The organism is Streptomyces sp. DH12, from assembly GCF_020873895.1.
Classification (GTDB): domain Bacteria; phylum Actinomycetota; class Actinomycetes; order Streptomycetales; family Streptomycetaceae; genus Streptomyces.
Map to the genome: position 1 here is coordinate 1 of NZ_JAHWGT010001425.1, position 413 is coordinate 413.

The window sequence follows — 413 nt, forward strand, 5'->3', positions numbered from 1 at the left end:
AGCGCCCCGGCCCAGAAGGACATCCCCGTCGCCCGCCCCCGCTCCGTCCTCACCGGCGAGCCCACCGCCATCACCTGGGGCGCCAACTGGGAGGACGGCCTCGGCGGCGCACCCGAGAACGCCGGCGCCGACCCGAACCTCAGCGGTGAGTGGGCCCAGAAGGTCAAGTTCGAGTTCGAGCAGACCTTCCTCTTCCACCTGCCCCGCCTGTGCGAGCACTGCCTCAACCCCGCCTGTGTGTCGGCCTGTCCCTCGGGCGCGATGTACAAGCGGGTCGAGGACGGCATCGTCCTCGTCGACCAGGACAAGTGCCGCGGCTGGCGCATGTGTGTCTCGGGCTGCCCTGATAAGAAGGTTTACTTCAACCACAAGACCGGCAAGGCCGAGAAATGTACGCTCTGCTACCCGCGCCT

General features: G+C 67.8%; 1 protein-coding gene. It reads left to right on the forward strand.

What is annotated here, in order from left to right; translation table 11 throughout:
* Nucleotides 1-413 (forward strand): 4Fe-4S dicluster domain-containing protein (locus LPA54_RS40400; RefSeq protein ID WP_228985408.1); only part of this gene is annotated, 413 nt, incomplete at both ends.